We start from the raw sequence: 16,170 nt of genomic DNA on the forward strand, positions 1-16,170 counted from the left end.
TGGGCTCGACGAGGGCGAGGCGGCTCCGCACCGGCGGAGTCCTGGGCGGCAGGCTCTCGAACTGCAGGCAGCTGGGCTGCACGGCCTCGTGCTGCGGGATCGTGAGGATCGGTCACCGGGGGCTCACCACTCGTTCTCGTACTCGCGACCGGGAACGCCGGTCGGGGGGATGCCCTGGTTCTGCAGGGTGAAGGTCATCAGCTCGGAGAACGCCGGGGCGGCGGCCTTGTTGCCCGAGATGAACGTGTCCAGGCCGAACACGAACACGCCGACCACGATCTCCGGATCGTCCGCCGGGGCGAAGCCGATGAACGAGGCGGTGTAGGTGCCGTCGGCGACCTGCGCCGTGCCGGTCTTGCCCGCCGTCGCATAGCCCGTCACCGAGGCGTTGTCCTCGCCGTCCACGATGTCGTTGTCCATCAGGCCACGCATCGTGGCCGCGGTGTCGGAGGAGATCACCCGAGTGCTGTCGGGCTGGCCGAGCGGACGCACGGATCCATCGTCCTGACGCACCCCGGAGACGAGCGAGGGGTTCACCCGCACCCCGTCGTTGGCGAAGGTGCCCACGGCGGAGACCATCTGGAGGGCGTTGACGCTGTAGCCCTGCCCGAACGCGGTCGTGTACCTCGTGCGTCCGGTCCAGTCCTCCGGGGGGTGCACGACGCCGGCGGATTCGGCCGGCAGCTGCACGCCTGTGGTCTCCCCCAGACCGAAGGCCCGCAGGTAGTCGTAGCGCACCTGGGGGTCGAGCTTCTCGGAGATCTGCACGGTGCCGACGTTGGAGCTGTTCTTCAGCACCCCGGCGAAGGTCAGCTTCTGCTCGGGATGATGGTGGGAGTCCTTGATCCGTTCGCCGTCGAAGTACATCTCGGAGGGGACCTTGTACTGCGACTCGGGGGTCGCGGTGCCCTCCTCGAGGGCTGTGGCGAGGGTGAACAGCTTGCCGGTCGAGCCGGGCTCGAAGACGTTGGAGATCGAGCGGTTGCCCAGGTACTGGCCGTCGTCGGTCGTGGGATTGTTGGGGTCGTACGACGGGTATTCGGCCATCGCCAGCACCTCGCCGGTGCGGGCGTTCATCGCCACCGCGCTGCCACCGGTCGCTCCCCATTTGTCGACGGCGCCCGCCACGATCTGCTGCGCCTTCCACTGCAGGTCACGATCGATGGTCAGCACGAGGTCGTTGCCGTCGACGGCGGGTGTGGTCTGCTGCGTGCCGGTCGGGATGATCTGGCCACCGGCGCCGCGCTCGTAGCTGGTCTTGCCGTCCGTGCCGCTGAGCTCGTCGTCGAAGGAGTATTCGGTGCCGGCCAGCGCGGCGCCGTCGGCCCCCACGAAGCCGAGGATGTTCCCACCGACGGAACCGGCCGGATAGATCCGGTCGGCGACCCGGTCGGCGCCGATGCCCGGGATCTTCAGGGAGATGATCGCGTCGCGCACCTTGGGGTCCACGTTCTTCTGCAGATACATGAATCCGCGCTCACCGGTCAGCTTCGCCTTCGTGTCCTTGACGGACCAGCCCAGCACGGGAGCGAGCTCCTGGGCCGCGGCGTCGATCCCCTTGACCTCGGCGTCCTTGGACCCCTTGAGGTATTCGTCGACCTGCAGCTGGTTGACCCACAGGTCGTAGCGCTCGACCGAGCTCGCCATCGTGGTGCCGTTGCGGTCCAGGATGTCCCCGCGCAGCGCCGGGATGGTGCGCGTGACGGTGCGCTGGTCGATCGCTTCCTGGGCCCGTGCGCTCGCATCGAGCCCCTGGACCCAGATGAGCCGCCCGGAGATCAACAGCACCGCCACCATGATCATGCAGATCAGCAGGCGGTGGCGGACGGCCGGTGCGCCGAGCCGGCTCTGCGGCATGCGGGCGGCTCCGGCACGGCCGCGCGGGCGGCCGGTGGTCTGCGTCGGACGCGTCCGACGGGACGAGCGTGACCGCGCCATGGTCAGACTCCCTCGTTGCCCATGCCGTGATAGGTCGTGGGCTTGTCGTAGATCTCAGCCGGCGGCACGGCGGCCTCTGGGGCCACCTTCGCCAGCTCCGGGTTCACCTCAGTCTGCGCCGCCGGGGACGTCTCGCCGATGATCTTGCCCGTGTCGAGGTCGATATATGCCGGATCCGTGACCGGGACCATGCCGAGCTCGCGGGCCTGACGCTCGAGCTCCTGGGGCGTGCCCAGTCGCTCATCGGTCTCGGTGAGCGACTGCTTCTCCTCCGTGAGCCGCTGGGACTGGCTCTGGAGACGCGTGATCTCGTAGCTGGTATCCGACATCTGGATGTTCATGTAGAGCAGCGCCGCCAGGGTGGCCGCGACGATCAGGGTGCACAGGATCGTGAACGGCATCGAGCTGCCGGCCGTCTTCGGCGCCGCGACGATGGCGAGACGGGGGCGCGCTGCGGAGGTGCTCCGCGGGCCCCGGACAGGACGGACCGCGGGGGCGTGAACGGCTGAAGTGCTGGCCATGTCAGTGAGCTCTCTCGGCGGATCGGATACGGGTCAGGGCGCGCAGGCGGACGGACGCTGCCCGGGAGTTGCTTCCCCGTTCGGCCTCGTCGGCCTGCAGGGCGCCGCGGATCACGGGGGCGAAGGAAGGCTTGTGCTCCTCGAGCTCCACCGGCAGCCCAGGAGGGGCGGAGGACCGGGTGCGTCGTGCGAAAGCAGTCTTGACCAGGCGGTCCTCGCCCGAGTGGTAGGACTCCACCACGATGCGGCCACCCACGTGCAGGCAGTCCAGCGCGGATTCGATCGCCGAGGCGAGGATCTCGAGCTCCTCGTTGACGGCGATCCGCAGCGCCTGGAAGGTGCGCTTGGCGGGATGCCCGCCGCTGGCCTTCGACGATCCGGGGATGGCGCGGTCCAGGAGCTCGACGAGCTCGCCGCTGCGTGTCAACGGTGCAGTCTGACGCTGCTCGACGATCCGACGTGCGATCCGACGGGAGAAGCGCTCGTCGCCGAGCTCGTGGAGGATGCGAGCGATCTCCGTCTCGGGCAGGTCTCGCAGCAGATCTGCGGCCGTCGGACCGTTCGAGGCCGTGTCCATCCGCATGTCCAGAGGGGCATCGACCGAGTACGAGAAGCCGCGATCTGTGGTGTCGATCTGGAAGCTCGACAGCCCCAGATCCATCATCACGCCGTGCGCTCCGGGGAGCCCGAGCTCCTCGAGGACCTCGGGGATCTCGTCATACGTGGCGTGGACCAGGGTGGCTCGGTCCCCGACTCCCTCGCGGTCCAACCGGGTGCGCGCGAGTTCGAGGGCCTCGGGGTCACGATCGATGCCGACCAGTCGCGCATGGGGTGCGGCATGGAGGACGGCGGTGGCGTGGCCCGCCATGCCGAGCGTCGCATCGACGTAGACCGCACCAGGTTCCTGGAGGGCGGGGACGAGGAGCTCGACCGACGTGGCCAGCAGGACGGGGACGTGCCGCTCTTCCGCCGGCAGGTCGTGCTGCGTCTCGTCCATGTCACCTCTCCCCTTCGTGCTGTTCGTGCGATGTGCTGTGGCCGGATCCGTGAGGATCCTTCCTGTCGATCGACTCCGCATCCTGGTCGCCGTGCCGTCCTGTCAGATTCCCCGTCGTTCCCGACCCGCCACCGGGGAAGTTGCATCGGGGCGGGAACGACGAGAGGTCTCACAGGACGGATGTCCGTCGAGTCGAACTCAGAACAAGCCGGGAACCACCTCCTCGGAGGTCTCGGCGAATCCTTCTTCCTTCTGTTCGAGATAGGTCTCCCACGCCGGGAGCGACCAGATCTCGAGTCGGTCGAGTGCACCGATGACGGCGCACTCCCGGTCCAGATCCGCGTAGCCGCGGAGGTGGCCCGGAATGGTGATGCGGCCCTGCTTGTCCGGGATGACGTCCTCCGCTCCGGACAGCAGCACTCGCAGGTAGTCACGAGTCCGCTGATCGGTGGTGGGCGCCCGACGGGCCTCCTCGAGCTTCTGGCGGAACTCGGCGAGCGGATACACGGCGATGCAGTGCTCCTGCCCTCGAGTCATGACCAGTCCCGAAGCGAGCTCGTCGCGGAACTTGGCCGGGAAGATCAGGCGCCCCTTGTCATCGAGCTTGGGCGTAAAGGTGCCGAGGAACATCCAGCGCCTCCTCTACCTACCGCGACTCGAGAACCGAACCCCATCTCCTCCCAACACGCTCCACTTTACCCCACTACTCCCCACACTGGGTCCCGTTTGAGGTCGAATACCTCCGATTGCGCCACATCACCGCAGGTCAAACCGGTGGGGTGAGGTGGGGGGAAATTCGCTCACGGCGCGTCGATTCCGGCCCGCTGCGCCGATCGGCGAGAGCAGACCTACACCGATCCGGCGCGACGGTTCCGCAGAACTGCAGGTCAGGGAGTCCGACTCGCTCTCGGCAGCCGCTGCGCACGCCCGGTGGAGGGAAAGGGAGGACCATGGTGGGGCGAAGTGGGGAATGGGCCGGGACGGGCCCTTGATGCAGCGTCGACCAGGGGCCGGACTCACGAGGTCGTCGACGAACCATCCGGTCAGCGCCCTGCGCGGAGGAGGGCCGGACGCCCTGCCGAAGGCACTCGGGCATGAAGAAGCCCCGGCTCGAGGAGCCGGGGCTTCAGTGCTTCAGTGCTTCAGTGCTTCAGTCTGTCGTCAGCGACGGGGGTCGTCTCCGGAGCGCTTCTCCCAGCGCTGCTCGAGCTTGCCCATGAAGGAGCCGCCATGACCGCCGTGCGGCGTGGCGGGGCCCTGGCCGCCTCCCCCGCCGCCAGGCTCCTGCTTGCCCTCCTGGGAGGTCGTGCTCGGCGTGGTCACGGCGTAGATGGCACCGGCGAGCATCCCCAGGAAGGCGATCACTCCGAGCCAGATCGCCGGCAGCGAGACGGCCAGCACCAGGACTCCGAGGCCGAGGATGACCGCACCGAGGCCGATGGCGATCCGGCGCGCGCTCCTTCGCGAATTCTTCGTCGGCGCAAAAGCCCGCGCGAGACGTGGGTCGTCAGCGAAGAGCTGGCGCTCCATCTCGTCGAGCATCTTCTGCTCATGTTCAGACAGCGGCATGGTCCCGCTCCTTGTCCCCGGTCCTCACGCGCCCCGTTCGGCGCCCCATCTGCCGATCAGGTTCCGGTGCCCTCATCGGCGATTGATCCAGTTTAGAGCCAGTTCCTGGGTAATGGGAACACTCGGGGCACTGCATCACACGCCGAGGCCCCCGCGGGGGTCCCGAACGCCCTCCGGATCGTGGGATGTCGCCGTGCGCTGCGCCCCGTCGGTGGCTGGTCCCACGGTCGATCCCCTGCTCAGGCTGGCCGTCCCGAATCGGTCCGTGGCCCGGTCCATCGCCGTCTCCAGCTCCTTCCAGAGAGCGGACCGGCTGGTCAGCTCCTGCTGGATCGCGGAGCCCGATTCCGGCTCCAGATGCGTGACTCTCACACCGGCCAGACGGATCCGCCGGAGCCGGTGCCGCTCCTTGTCCCACAGGGCGACGACCTGCTCGCGCAGACGCTCCCCGCTGGACGTCGGCTGGTCGAGGGTCGAGGAACGCGTGATCGTCGTCCCGTCGGGACTGCGCAGCTTGAGGACGACCGTGCGGGCCACGGCATCGCTGCGACGGAGCTGGCGGGCGACGTCATCCGCCATCGAGGTGATGCGACGCCTGACCTCGTCCGCGTCGGTGAGGTCCTCGTCCCAGGTGCGCTCGGTGCCCAATGATTTGTCCCGGACCCGATGGCCCAGCCCGGTGCGGTCGCTGCCCGCAGCCAACCGGATGATCTCGGGTGCGCGGGTGCCGAGCGCCCGCGCCAGGGTGGGTGGCGGGATCTCCTGTATCTGGCCGATGGTCCGTACGCCGATCCGTTCCAGGGAGGCGACCGCCTTCGGGCCGATCCCCGAGACCGCCGAGACCGGCAGCGGGGCGAGGAACTCCGCCGTCCGCTCCGCCGGGATGATCAGCTGGCCGTCGGGCTTCGCCCGTGCCGAGGCGATCTTCGCGACCGCGCGCGAGACCGAGCCGCCGACGGAGCTGGGCAGGCCGAGCTCGTCTCGGATACGGGTGCGCAGCAGGGTGGCGATCTGGTCCGGTCCGCCGAAGAGACGGCGCGCTCCGCGCACGTCGAGGAAAGCCTCATCGATGCTGATCTGCTCGATATCGGCGACGACGGAACTCAGCAGCTCCATCACCAGCGCAGAGGCTTCCTGGTAACGGGAGATGCGCGGCGGGACGATCACAAGATCCGGGGCGAGCCGGCGCGCACTCGCCATCGGCATCGCCGAGCGGATCCCGCGGGTCCGGGCCGGGTAGCTGGCCGCCGCGACCACTCCGCGCGCCCCCGCTCCGCCGACGACGACGGGGAGGCCCCTGAGCTCGGGATTGTCACGGATCTCGACGGACGCGAAGAAGGCGTCCATATCCAGATGGAGGATTCCCGGGATCTCCACGGTCGGTCCGACACCGTCCTGCGCTGCCATCGGCACCTCCTTCGTGACGGCACTGTACTCGGCGCCCGTGAGCGAGCGGGGCGTCGTCACCCCGCCAATGCCGTGACGTGCGACGGCAGATCCGAGACCAGCCGCTCCGAGACGCTCCGCAGATGCCGTGCGGTCTGCTCGACATGCGCCTGCAGCAGAACAGGATCCGGGACAGCCGAAGGATCTCGATCCAGGCGGGACCGCTCCGCCACCAGTGGGGCGAGATCGGTCGCCCGCTCCGCGTCCTCGCCGCCGATGCGTTCCATCGCCGTCCACACGTTCAGCGGGAGCCGGCGGCGGCGGTCACGATTGGCGCGCGCGACGATGATCCCGGCACCGCGCAGCGCCGCACGGTGGACGAGCTCGAAGGCCTCACGGGGGTCAGTGGCGACCGCGGCCTCCCCCTGCTGGAGAAGATCCCGGGCGCGCTCCAGATCGGCCTGGTCCTGATCGAGGTGCGCGAGGCGCAGCCTGACGGCGCGGGCATCGGCGGAGAGGACCGGAGCGCTCCCCCGGGTCCTCGATGCGGTCGTAGCCATCTCTGCCTCCTCTCCATACCGTGGCGGTGCGGATGCTCGGGTTCCTCGCCATCCGCTTCGTCCTCGAACCGTATGCAGGGGGTCCGACAGACGGGGCGCCGAGGCAGCTGCGGTGGATGAACGGGCAGTGGGGAGGAACGAGGTCCGCCCCACCTCGGCGCGTGCACCCGGGGTACGGCTGCCGGTCTCCTACAGTGGGACGATGTCCCGTCGCGAGCGTGTGCGCCACGCCCCTTTCGAGCACCTCGGCCCGCTCGACACCGCCATCCCCATCTCCACCGGGACGGCCCGGCTCACCGTCGAGAACGACGGCTCCGTGCTGCTCGACGTCAACGGGGTGCCGTCCTCGCATCTTCATCCCGATCCCGAGCACCTGGTGTTCGAGTACATGCGGTGGATGCTCATCGCGATCGACCAGCACCTCGGCTCGGGCAGGAACGGCCCGTCGGAACTCGGCAGCGGCTCCGCCCCGCAGCTCGCCCACCTCGGCGGAGGCGGCTGCTCCCTGCCCCGGGCGATCGCCGCGCGGCATCCACGGTCCAAGCAGATCGTCGTCGAGCTCGACGAACTCCTCGCGAACCAGGTCCGGGACTGGTTCGACCTGCCCCGCTCGCCTCAGCTCCGACTCCGGATCGACGATGCCCTCAGTGCGATGGCGGCGTGGAGGGAGGACCGGTTCGACGTGCTGGTGCGTGACGTCTTCTCCGGCGCGACGACGCCGGAACCCCTCATCACCGTCCACGCGGCGCAGCACGCCGCCCGCGTGCTGCGCGACGGTGGGCTCTATCTGGCCAACTGCGCCGCTCCACCGGGAACCGGGCTCATGGCGGATGAGGTCGCGACCCTCAGCGCCGTCTTCCCCCACGTCGGCCTCATCGCCGAACCGGCGCACCTCTCCGGCAAACGCCGCGGGAACTGTGTGCTCCTGGCCTCGAACCGTCCGCTGCCCGAGGGGATCGACCGTGATCTGCGCTCGGATGCGGTGTCGGTGCGGCTGGCACAGCCCTCGCAGGTCCAGGCACTCGCACGGGCCGGCCGGGTGCTGGGCCAGGCCTGACGACGACTCCCGCAGACCCGACGACGAAGAGATGTCCCGACAACGACGGACCGGCCAGGAGCATGTGCTCCTGGCCGGTCCGTGAGATTAACGGGGTTGCCGTTGATCAGACCGGGCGAACCTGCTCGGCCTGCGGGCCCTTGTCCCCCTGGCTGACCTCGAACTCCACACGCTGACCCTCGTCGAGCGCGCGGTAGCCGTCCATGTCGATCTTGCTGTGATGCACGAAGACGTCAGCGCCGCCTCCGTCGATCTCGATGAATCCGAAGCCCTTTTCGGCGTTGAACCACTTGACCGAGCCCTGTGCCATACCTGTCACCTTCTGTGTCGTCCATCAACGATCGCGGTACGCGATCGCGGTGCCACGGGAAACCGCCCGCCGCCGAAGCGGAGGACGTCAGGTGCAAGCCGTACTGCTGTGCCGAAGCACCTTCGACGGACTGTCCTGCGGAACCTGCATCTCCGTAACGCCGCCATTCTGCCACGGCAGTGTCCCCGTTCACACTGCGAAGTCGACCGAACGGTCACGAAGAGGTAACGACTTCCGGCTCCAGGACCGGAAACACGGTCCTGCACCGGGATATGCGGCCGTGCACCGGACTACGGGTGCCGGCCGAGGCCTCACGCGGAACGGGGCTCGTCCGGGCTCTCTCCGTCATGGTCCGCCAGGAAGCGCTCGAAGTGCTCCCCGAGCTCATCAGCCGTCGGCAGATCCATCGTGGTCGAGAGCGGGGACTGATCAGCACCCTCGCTCATCGAGTCGTACTGCTCCTCGAGCGCGGTGACGATCTGGCGCACCTCGGAGTTCTGCTCGAGGGTCCCCTGCAGGGCGACCGTCGCGGCATCCGTCAGGTCGCCGAGATGCACGAGGGGCAGATCGAGGCCCGCGGCATCGCTCACCCGTCGTAGCAGTGCGAGCGCTCCGGCCGGGAAGTCGGTGCGGGTGAGGTAGTGCGGGATCTGGGCGGCGTACCCCATGGCCGCATGATCGGCACGGCCGAGCTGGAGCTCGAGCAGCGCACCGAAGGCCGCCGGGATGAGGATCTCCGGGGAGTCGTCCTCATCGGCCCCGAGCATCGTGCCGGGCGCCGGGGTCGGGCGGGTCGAGGGCCGTCCCAGGAGGGACGGGTCGTTGGCATGCGCGAAGAGGCCGATCGGCCGGGTGTGGGGCACCGCCATGGGCACCGCCTGCATGCCCACGACACGTTCGACGTCGAAGAATTCGACCAGGTCCGTCAGCGCCTCGGCGAGACGACGCCATTGGAGGTCCGGCTCCGGCCCGTCGAGGAAGAGGAAGGGGCGATCCGCCTCGTCGTACATGAGGGACAGCGTGAGCTCCGGGATGTCGACGCTCGTGTAGGAGGTCCCGTCGAACACGGCTTGAGGGCGAGACCCTCGGTAATCCAGCAGCTCGTCCATGTCGAACGAGACCAGCCGGAGATGGCGGAGCTCGTCGCGCAGGTAGGTGGAGGCGATCCGGCACGCGTTGCCGGCGTCCACCAGACCCGGCAGGGCATGGACCAGGGTCAGACCGGTCCGCGGCACCTCCGCCAGCACATCCGCAGACTCGAAACGGTACAGGTCACGCGGGTCGCGCATCAGCGTCTCCTCCCTCGCGGCCGGTTGGATGTCACGTGCCGGATGGCACGCACATCAAGGCCTGTCCACCATAATGGACCACTGTGCTCCGCCGACCCTGGGTCCGTCCCGTGAGGTGCGGCGGAAGGATTCACCGTCAGAGGGGGCAGATCCGTGGACGATGCTGAGGGACAGATCGATCGGGAGATCGCGCACGAACAGGCCTATGCCGATCGTCTCTACGCACGACTGGACGTGCTGATCGGGCAGGTCGAGCACAATCTCGAACAGATGCAGGCCTCCCAGCACGCCTCGACGCATCAGAACCGGTCCGAGCGGGACTCGTTCATGGCGCTGTACGAGGATCGGCTGGCGCTGCTGCGATCCGTCGCCCGTGCCGTGGTGTTCGGACGTCTCGACATGGACGATGCGGCACGCCACTACATCGGCCGCATCGGACTGTTCACCGCCGAGCGTGAGCAGCTCCTCGTCGATTGGCGCGCCCCCGCTGCGGCCGCTTTCTACCAGGCCACCAGCACCGACCGGCAGGACGTGCGCCTGCGGCGACACCTGATCAGCCGCGGACGCACCATCAACGGCCTGGAGGACGACGTCCTGGACCAGTCCGTGCTCGAGGATCCCGACCACGATGTCGTGCTCCAGGGCGAGGGCGCTCTGCTCGCCGCCGTCTCCGGTCACCGCACCGGACGGATGGGCGACATCGTCGCCACGATCCAGTCCGAGCAGGACCGCATCATCCGCTCCGAGAACCGCGGCGTGCTCGTGGTCCAGGGCGGGCCCGGCACCGGGAAGACAGCGGTCGCCCTGCACCGTGCCGCCTACCTGCTGTACACCCATCGTCGTCGGCTCGAGCACACCGGCGTGCTGATCATGGCGCCGACCCCCGGGTTCCTGCGCTATATCGAACGGGTGCTGCCGAGCCTCGGGGAGTCCGGCGTCGTGATGCTCACTCCCGGCGAGCTGTACCCGGGCATCGAGACGTTCCTCCACGACGAGGATCAGATCGCCGCCCTCAAGGGCGACATCGCCATGGCCGAGCTCCTCGACCGGGCGATCCGGCAGCGCCAGATCGTGCCGGACTCCGATATCCGACTGCGCATCGACGGCACACCGATCACCCTGACCCGGAGTGCGCTGCGCGCTGCCCGCCGTGAAGCCCGCGCATCCCACAAGCCGCACAACACGGCTCGCGCCGTCTTCGTCCGTGTGGCGATGGACCGCCTCGCCGAGTCGTACGAGAAGGCGCTGGCCGCCGGCGGCCACACCGTGGTCCCCGAGGACAGGCCCGATCTGCTGTCGGACCTCCGCAACGACTCCGAGGTCAAGAGGCAGCTCAACCTGGCCTGGCTCCCCTACACCCCGCAGGGATTCCTGCGGATCCTGCTCTCCCGGCCGGACCGCCTGCGCGCGGCCGCCCCGCCCTCGCTCGCCGACCGCATCGAGATCCTGGCACGGCCCAAGGACGCGCCCTGGACCGTCCAGGACATCCCGCTGCTCGACGAGGTCGCCGAGCTCCTCGGCGAGGACTCCGCACCTGCCGAAGCACGCGCCCGCGACGCCGCCACGCAGCGCGAGGCGGACGTCGACTACGCCCGCAAGGTCATCGAGAACATCGACAGCTCCGGGATCGTGCGTGCCGAGGACCTGGCCGATCAGGTCAACCGGGTCCGTGATGGCCGCACACTCGCCGAGCGGGCATCGGCCGAACGCAGCTGGACCTACGGCCATGTCGTCGTCGACGAGGCCCAGGAGCACTCACCCATGAGCTGGCGCGCCCTGATGCGGCGGGCACCCACCAAGTCCTTCACGGTGGTGGGAGACGTCGCGCAGACCTCCTCCGCAGGAGGGACGACGTCGTGGGACGAAGCCCTCAGTCCGTACATCCAGGATCGGCTGCAGGTCGAGCACCTGACCGTCAACTACCGCACGCCGAGCCGCATCATGGATCGCGCGATGGCGATGGCGCATGCCCAGAACCTGCCCGTCACCGACGTCAGCTCGGTGCGCGACGGGGACCGCGATCCCGTGATCCAGCGCAGCGACCAGGCGGATCTGGCGCGGACCGCCGCCGATGCGGTCCAGGCCGTGCACACAGAGGGCATCGGACGCCTCGCGGTCATCGCGGCGGCGGAACGGGTGCCCGACGTCTTCACCGAGCTGAGCACTCGCCGCGGACTGCCGCGAGTGGGCGAAGGATCCTCGGGCGTCGACGATGAGATCGCGGTGATGACTGCACAGGAGGCCAAGGGGCTGGAGTTCGACGGCGTGGTCATCGTCGAACCGATGGAGCTGATCGAAGCCCATGGTGCCGGCGACCTCTACGTCGCGATGACCCGCACGACCCACCATCTCGGCGTGGTCCACTCGCGGGCGCTCCCGGCAGGTATCACGCCTGCCTGAGACGGCGATCGGCGGCCGCGGCTTCCCCTCCGCGACCGCCGATCAGGTGTGCGCTGCAAGAGCGCACGAGGGATATCTTATGCACAGACGAGGCAGGACCCGGACCATCTCCACAGAATCCACAGAATCTGGTGCCGGAACCGACAGAGGATCCGGCAGATATGTCGGAATCCGTCCATGATTCCGCCGGATCAGCCCGCTGCCGACGCCTCGGCCCGCAGGCGGACGATGGCCGCGTCGAAGTCATCGAGGGAATCGAAGGCCTGGTAGACGCTGGCGAAGCGCAGATAGGCCACCAGATCCAGCTCCTGGAGCGGCTGCAGGATCGACAGGCCGACCTGATGTGCATCGATCTCGGCCAGGCCGCTGGAGCGGATGTCCTCCTCGACGCGCTGGGCCAGCATCGCGAGCTGATCATCGGTGACCGGCCTCCCCTGGCACGCCTTGCGCACCCCGGAGATCACCTTCGCCCTGCTGAAGGGCTCGCTGACCCCGGAGCGCTTGTGCACCGACAGCGATGCCGTCTCCGAGGTCGAGAAGCGACGGGAGCAGTTGGGGCACTGGCGACGGCGACGAATCGTCGCGCCGTCGTCGGAGGTACGCGAATCCACGACTCGCGAGTCGGGGTGGCGGCAGAACGGACAGTGCATCGGGCCAGGATACCGGCCCGCGCTCACATCAGCGCGATGCACCCTCGAGCACTGGCAGCTCGAGCTCCTGGCCCGCAGAGACCCGTCCTGTCGGAAGCTGGTTCAGGGCTCGCGCCTCGACGACGAACTCCTGGGCGCTCATGCCCTCGGGAGCGTAGTCCTCGGCGTATCCCCAGAGGGTGTCGCCCTCCTGGACCGTCACGGTCACCGCATCGCTCTCCCCATCGCCCGCGAGAGCAGCCGGGATGCCGAACACCAGCAGCGCCGCCGCGGCGACGGCGAGCCCGAGCAGGAAGGCCGTGGCGATCAAGAGCATCCGGCCGCGCCGGGTCGCCTCGAGTCGAACGTCCGATCGAGCAGGACGCTCATTCCGCTCGTGGCGGTGCTGCGGGAGGGGAAGAACCGTAGCCATATCCGTACGCATGTCCGAACTCCTGTTCGATCGAATGTCTGTGCGACTGTAGCCCCACTTCGGCGCGACACGCAAGAGGAACCTCGAACACCTGTTTGGAATCCCGTGCGCGCCGCCCTAGGCTGGGTGACACGACAACGGAACCGCAGGGGTCCGACAGACGAAGCCAGGAGGCCCGCACCATGACGCCGAGCACCCCCAAACAGATCAGGGTTCGCGACGACGCCGTGGAGGACCCTGTGACGGCAGGGCTCACGCGTCGGCAGCGGCTCGTGCTGGAGACCATCAACGCCGAGATCGCCGCGCACGGCTACCCGCCCACCATGCGCGAGATCGGGGATGCGGTGGGCCTGACCTCGTCGTCGTCCGTCTCCCATCAGCTCCAGGCCCTCGAACGCAAGGGCTTCCTGCGTCGCGACCCCAAGCGCCCCCGCGCGATGGAGGTCGTCATGCCCGGTGCCGACGGCACCCCCGAGGCCCCGTCCGCGCCCGAGATCACCCCGAACTCGGTCTCCGTGCCCCTCGTGGGCAGGATCGCGGCCGGCGCCCCCATCACCGCCGAGCAGCAGGTCGAGGACATCTTCACCCTGCCCTCACGGCTGGTCGGCGACGGCGACCTCTTCCTGCTCCAGGTGGTCGGCGACTCGATGATCGACGCCGCGATCTGCGACGGCGACTGGGTGGTGGTACGCAGTCAGAAGGAGGCGCAGAAGGGGGAGATCGTCGCCGCGATGATCGACGGCGAGGCGACCGTGAAGACCTTCGTGCAGCGCGATGACCATGTGTGGCTCATGCCGCACAACCCGTCCTTCGCCCCGATCCTGGGTGACCACGCCGAGATCCTCGGCAAGGTCGTGGCGGTCCTCCGCTCGATCTGAGGGCCGCCGCCCCGCATGCGATGCACGACGCCGCTGGCGTCTGCCGCCCGGGGTCCCGAGCGGCAGGCTCAGCGGACTCGGCAAACTCGGCGGAGTCGGCAGGCTCGGCGGAGTCGGCAGGCTCGGCGGAGTCGGCAGGCTCGGCAGGCTCGGTGGTCTGCTCAGTCGTCCGCGAGGCGGCGCAGGGCGCCGAGAGCCACCTCGGGATCCGTGGTGGGCCACAGCGGCGGCATGGAGTCACGGAGGAATCCTGCGTAGCGCGCGGTGGCCAGCCGCGGATCGAGCACGGCGACCATCCCTCGATCCTCATGGGAGCGGATCAGCCGGCCTGACCCCTGGGCCAGCAGCAGCGCCGCGTGCTGCGCGGAGATCGACATGAAGCCGTTGCCCCCGTTGCGGCTGATCCGCTCCTGTCGTGCCGCGGTCAGGGGGTCGTCGGGCCGCGGGAAGGGGATCCGGTCGATGGTGACCAGACGCAGCGACCGCCCGGAGACGTCCACCCCCTGCCAGAGGGTGAGGGTCCCGAACAGCGAGGCGTCCTCGTCCTGGCGGAAGTTGCGCACCAGGTTCGCCATCGAGTCCTCGCCCTGGACCTCGATCGTGAGATCCAGGCGCGCACGCACGTGCTCAGCGGCCAGCTCGGCGCCTCGACGCGAGGAGAACAGGCACAGCGCTCCCCCGCCCGATGCCTCCACCAGCTCGGTGAGGTGATCGAGCATCGCCGTCGACGGGCCCTCCCGTCCGGGCGGCGGGAGATGCCGTGCGGTGTAGAGGATGCCCTGGCTGCGGTATTCGAAGGGGCTGCCGACGTCCACCCCTGCCCACGCGCCGGAGTCCGCGGCGACCGGGATCTCCTCGGTGCCGATCCGGTCCACCCGGGCCAGCCCCACCTCGCCGGCGGCCGGTTCGAAGCGGTTCCCCAGCGCGAGGGTCGCGGAGGTCAGCACGGCGGTGCGGTGCTCGAGGATCGCACCGCGCATCGCGCCGGCCACGCTCAACGGCGCCACCTGGATGCTCGAGCGCCCCGTGGCCTGAGAGTGGGAGACGGAGACCACGTCGTCGTCGGCCGGGGACGCCAGGCGTTCGCAGACGTCGATGATCTCCTGCAGATTCGCCCGGACCGTCTTGCGGGTTCCGGCCGTCCCCGTCGTCGCATCGTCGCCGGCGTCCTTGGCATCGGAGTGGGCCGTGCGGGCCTCGATCCGCAGCTGCTGGATCGCGTCGGCGAGACGGTCGGGCAGCGGACCGATCACCCGACCGTCCGGGGCGAGCTCGAGGGACTCCCGCAGCTCCTCGGAGGCATCGTCGAGTGCCGTCCCGGCGACGCCGAGGCCGCGCAGGTCGCGCACGGTGCCCCGCAGCATGCCCGGGTTCAGGACATCGGTGACAGCGCTGGTGACGCGCCCGGAGAGGTCATGCGCCTCGTCGAAGACGACCACGTCGTGCTCGGGGATGATGCCGTGGCTGTCGAAGGCGTCGATGGCCAGCAGGGCGTGGTTGGTGACCACGATGTCCACCTCGCGGGCGAGCTCGCGGCTGCGTTCGGCGAAGCAGGACTCCACCATCGGGCAGGTCCCACCCAGGCACTGGGAGCCGGTGACGGAGACCTGGCGCCAGGCACGGTCGGAGACCGGGTCCTCCAGAGAATCACGGTCACCGCTGTCGGTCTCCTCCGACCACTCACGGAGCCGCTTGACCTGGTCCCCCAGGCGTTCGCTGCCCGAGCGCGACGGGTCGGCAGAGGCCTCGGCGAACAGTGCACCGGGGTCGATGTCCACGGGATAGCCGCCATCGATCTTGTGCCGGCAGAGGTAGTTCGCCCGTCCCTTGAGCAGGGCGAAGGTGGGAGTTCGCGGAAGGTGCGGGGCGACCGCCTCGACCAGGCGCGGCAGGTCCTTGCGCACGATCTGGGTCTGCAGGGCGATCGTCGCGGTGGAGATCACGACAGGGCGTCCGCTGACCAGAGCATGCCGCAGCGCGGGAACCAGGTAGGCGAGCGACTTGCCGGTGCCCGTACCGGCCTGGACCAGAAGATGCCGGCCCCCGGACATCGCCGTGTCGACCGCTTCCGCCATGGTCTGCTGGCCGGGACGCGGAACGCCACCGATCGCCGAGACCGCCGCCTCCATGAGGGTCGACAGCTGGATGTCGGCGGCCCCTGGGGCGGCCTCGTGATCGGTGGCGGTGGTCATCGGATCAGCGT

General features: G+C 69.2%; 15 protein-coding genes. 3 read left to right on the forward strand and 12 right to left on the reverse strand.

Annotated features, from left to right (window positions below; translation table 11 throughout):
* Positions 1-123: 123 nt before the first annotated feature.
* From ACT3UL_RS00150 to ACT3UL_RS00180, 7 genes are all read right to left on the reverse strand, one after another.
* The gene (locus tag ACT3UL_RS00150; protein WP_444575974.1) at positions 124-1,857 is read right to left on the reverse strand and encodes a peptidoglycan D,D-transpeptidase FtsI family protein; all 1,734 of its coding nucleotides are present in this window, start codon (positions 1,855-1,857) and stop codon (positions 124-126) included.
* Positions 1,858-1,940: 83 nt separating this feature from the next.
* A complete protein-coding gene (locus tag ACT3UL_RS00155; RefSeq protein ID WP_444575975.1) occupies positions 1,941-2,459 on the reverse strand; it encodes a septum formation initiator family protein in 519 nt (172 codons plus the stop codon).
* 1 nt (position 2,460) lies between these two features.
* The gene (gene rsmH, locus ACT3UL_RS00160; protein WP_444575976.1) at positions 2,461-3,456 is read right to left on the reverse strand and encodes a 16S rRNA (cytosine(1402)-N(4))-methyltransferase RsmH; all 996 of its coding nucleotides are present in this window, start codon (positions 3,454-3,456) and stop codon (positions 2,461-2,463) included.
* A gap of 198 nt (positions 3,457-3,654) precedes the next feature.
* Positions 3,655-4,086: a division/cell wall cluster transcriptional repressor MraZ gene (gene mraZ, locus ACT3UL_RS00165; protein WP_193116275.1), complete on the reverse strand. Its 432-nt coding sequence runs from the start codon at positions 4,084-4,086 to the stop codon at positions 3,655-3,657.
* Positions 4,087-4,617: 531 nt separating this feature from the next.
* Positions 4,618-5,025 carry a DUF3040 domain-containing protein gene (locus ACT3UL_RS00170; RefSeq protein WP_444575977.1) on the reverse strand — a complete coding sequence of 136 codons (408 nt, stop codon included), beginning with the start codon at positions 5,023-5,025 and terminating at the stop codon, positions 4,618-4,620.
* Between the two features lie 135 nt (positions 5,026-5,160).
* Entirely contained in the window at positions 5,161-6,432 is a 1,272-nt protein-coding gene (gene dinB, locus ACT3UL_RS00175; protein WP_444575978.1) for a DNA polymerase IV, read from the reverse strand.
* Between the two features lie 56 nt (positions 6,433-6,488).
* Positions 6,489-6,971 carry an SAV_6107 family HEPN domain-containing protein gene (locus ACT3UL_RS00180; RefSeq protein ID WP_444575979.1) on the reverse strand — a complete coding sequence of 161 codons (483 nt, stop codon included), beginning with the start codon at positions 6,969-6,971 and terminating at the stop codon, positions 6,489-6,491.
* 202 nt (positions 6,972-7,173) lie between these two features.
* Here ACT3UL_RS00180 and ACT3UL_RS00185 point away from each other — a divergent pair, with 202 nt between their 5' ends.
* The gene (locus ACT3UL_RS00185; RefSeq protein WP_444575980.1) at positions 7,174-8,028 is read left to right on the forward strand and encodes a spermidine synthase; all 855 of its coding nucleotides are present in this window, start codon (positions 7,174-7,176) and stop codon (positions 8,026-8,028) included.
* Positions 8,029-8,134: 106 nt separating this feature from the next.
* On the opposite strand, the gene ACT3UL_RS00190 is transcribed toward ACT3UL_RS00185, so the two are convergent.
* Both ACT3UL_RS00190 and ACT3UL_RS00195 read right to left on the reverse strand, forming a co-directional pair.
* Positions 8,135-8,338: a cold-shock protein gene (locus tag ACT3UL_RS00190; protein WP_193116280.1), complete on the reverse strand. Its 204-nt coding sequence runs from the start codon at positions 8,336-8,338 to the stop codon at positions 8,135-8,137.
* Positions 8,339-8,649: 311 nt separating this feature from the next.
* Complete coding sequence (locus ACT3UL_RS00195; RefSeq protein WP_444575981.1) at positions 8,650-9,627, reverse strand: proteasome assembly chaperone family protein; 978 nt, start codon at positions 9,625-9,627, stop codon at positions 8,650-8,652.
* A gap of 153 nt (positions 9,628-9,780) precedes the next feature.
* On the opposite strand from ACT3UL_RS00195, the gene ACT3UL_RS00200 reads away from it, so the two are divergent.
* Positions 9,781-12,027, forward strand: a complete 2,247-nt coding sequence (locus ACT3UL_RS00200; RefSeq protein ID WP_444575982.1) for a HelD family protein — start codon at positions 9,781-9,783, stop codon at positions 12,025-12,027.
* A gap of 191 nt (positions 12,028-12,218) precedes the next feature.
* Here ACT3UL_RS00200 and nrdR read toward each other — a convergent pair whose 3' ends face one another.
* Positions 12,219-12,677, reverse strand: a complete 459-nt coding sequence (gene nrdR / locus ACT3UL_RS00205; protein WP_444575983.1) for a transcriptional regulator NrdR — start codon at positions 12,675-12,677, stop codon at positions 12,219-12,221.
* Positions 12,678-12,705: 28 nt separating this feature from the next.
* Complete coding sequence (locus tag ACT3UL_RS00210) at positions 12,706-12,987, reverse strand: LysM peptidoglycan-binding domain-containing protein (RefSeq protein ID WP_444575984.1); 282 nt, start codon at positions 12,985-12,987, stop codon at positions 12,706-12,708.
* Between the two features lie 284 nt (positions 12,988-13,271).
* Here ACT3UL_RS00210 and lexA point away from each other — a divergent pair, with 284 nt between their 5' ends.
* Positions 13,272-13,967, forward strand: coding sequence for a transcriptional repressor LexA (gene lexA, locus ACT3UL_RS00215; protein ID WP_444575985.1), 696 nt, complete (start codon positions 13,272-13,274; stop codon positions 13,965-13,967).
* 161 nt (positions 13,968-14,128) lie between these two features.
* Here lexA and ACT3UL_RS00220 read toward each other — a convergent pair whose 3' ends face one another.
* Entirely contained in the window at positions 14,129-16,159 is a 2,031-nt protein-coding gene (locus ACT3UL_RS00220) for an ATP-dependent DNA helicase (RefSeq protein ID WP_444575986.1), read from the reverse strand.
* Positions 16,160-16,170 lie beyond the last annotated feature (11 nt).

It is taken from the genome of Brachybacterium sp. 107 (genome assembly GCF_052379725.1).
Taxonomy (GTDB): Bacteria; Actinomycetota; Actinomycetes; order Actinomycetales; family Dermabacteraceae; genus Brachybacterium.